This is a genomic window from Actinocrinis sp., from assembly GCF_035946395.1.
Lineage (GTDB): Bacteria > Actinomycetota > Actinomycetes > Streptomycetales > Catenulisporaceae > Actinocrinis.
The window spans coordinates 1-1,548 of the sequence record NZ_DASYZI010000353.1 but is presented as its reverse complement, the minus strand read 5'-3'; the positions used below and the strand labels follow the sequence as shown (position 1 = coordinate 1,548).

Below are 1,548 nucleotides of genomic sequence, written 5' to 3'. Positions count from 1 at the left end.
GGCGGAACGTCTGACGGACCAGCTCGGTTAGCAGCGCCTGCTTGGTCGGGAAGTGCCGGTAGACGGTGCCCACGCCGACGCCCGCGTGGCGCGCGACATCGTCGATCTGCGCATCGGCGCCGCTCTCCGCGAACACCGCTCGCGCGCTCTGCAGGATCTGCTCGCGATTGCGGCGGGCATCGGCGCGCAGCGGGCGCTCTGCTTCGCTGACAGTGCTGGTCACGGCCTCTTCCCTCCGGCTCGCTTGACAAGCGGAATCATAGTTCACTATAGTCTGAGGAGCAAACCGGAACCGGAGGTCAGCTTCCAATGACATCGATAAGCCCCCCGCAGACATCGCCGCTCTATACGCCCCGCGGGAAGAATCTCGCCCTGCTGCTGCTCGCGATGACGCAGTTCGTCGTCGTGATCGACGCCTCGATCGTGAACGTCGCGCTGCCGTCGATCGGCAGGGGCCTTCACTTCGCGCAGACCGATCTTTCGTGGGTCATCAACGCCTACACGCTGACCTTCGGCGGCTTCCTGCTGCTCGGCGGCCGCCTGGCCGACCTGCTCGGGCGCCGCCGGATGTTCATGCTCGGACTGGTGCTGTTCTCGCTCGCCTCGTTCGCGGGCGGGATCGCGCAATCGGAGGGATGGCTGCTCGCGGCGCGGGCGGCCCAGGGCCTCGGCGCCGCGATCGTGTCTCCGGCGGCGCTGTCGATCCTCACGGTGACGTTCGCCGAAGGCAGGGAGCGCAACCGGGCACTGGGGATCTGGGGGGCGGTCGTGGGTGCGGGCGGCGCCGCCGGCGTGCTTCTCGGCGGGATCCTCACCAGCGGCCTCAACTGGCGCTGGGTGCTGTTCGTCAACGTCCCGATCGGGATCGCCGCGGCGGCGCTCGCGCCGCGGACGCTGCGCGAAAGCCACGCCGACGACGCAGCGGGCACCTTCGATCTTCCCGGCGCGGTGACCGTCACAGCAGGCCTGTCCCTGCTCGTCTACGCGATCGTCGACGCCGTGAACGCCGGCTGGGGATCCGCGGCGACGCTGGCCAGGATCGCCGGCGCCGTCGTCCTGCTGGCCGCGTTCCTGGTCATCGAGCGGCGCGGGCGCCACCCGCTGATGCCGTTCTCGATCTTCCGCCTGCGCACGCTGCGCGGAGCGGACACGGTCGCCCTCCTCATCGGCATGTCGTTGTTCTCGATGTTCTTCTTCATCTCGCTGTACCTGCAGGACGTGCTCCACTTCTCGCCCATCAAGACGGGCGTCTCGTACCTGCCGCTCGCGGTCGGGGTCATTGTCGCGGCGGGGGCTGCCTCGCGGCTCGTCACCCGCATCGGCTTCAAGACGACGCTGATCGCGGGCATGCTGCTCACCGCCGGCGGCCTGATCTGGTTCTCGCAGGTGCCCGCCCCCGGCGGCTCCTACCTCGCCGACGTGCTCGGCCCGTCGCTGCTGGCCGGGGCCGGGCTGGGGCTCTCGTTCGTGCCCGTCACGATCGCCGCGGTGACCGGGACCGAGCCCCGGGAGGCCGGCCTCGCCTCCGGGCTGAACAACACGGCCCTG

The 1,548-nt window shown here is 70.0% G+C and carries 2 protein-coding genes; one reads left to right on the top strand and one right to left on the bottom strand.

Features of this window, described 5'->3' with window-relative positions; genetic code table 11:
- A partial coding sequence (locus VGS97_RS21895) for a helix-turn-helix domain-containing protein (RefSeq protein ID WP_326855491.1) occupies positions 1-223 on the bottom strand: 223 nt, incomplete at its 3' end.
- 86 nt (positions 224-309) lie between these two features.
- Between VGS97_RS21895 and VGS97_RS21890 the strand changes: the two genes are divergently transcribed.
- Positions 310-1,548: MFS transporter (locus VGS97_RS21890; RefSeq protein WP_326855490.1), on the top strand; the 1,239-nt coding region annotated here is incomplete at its 3' end.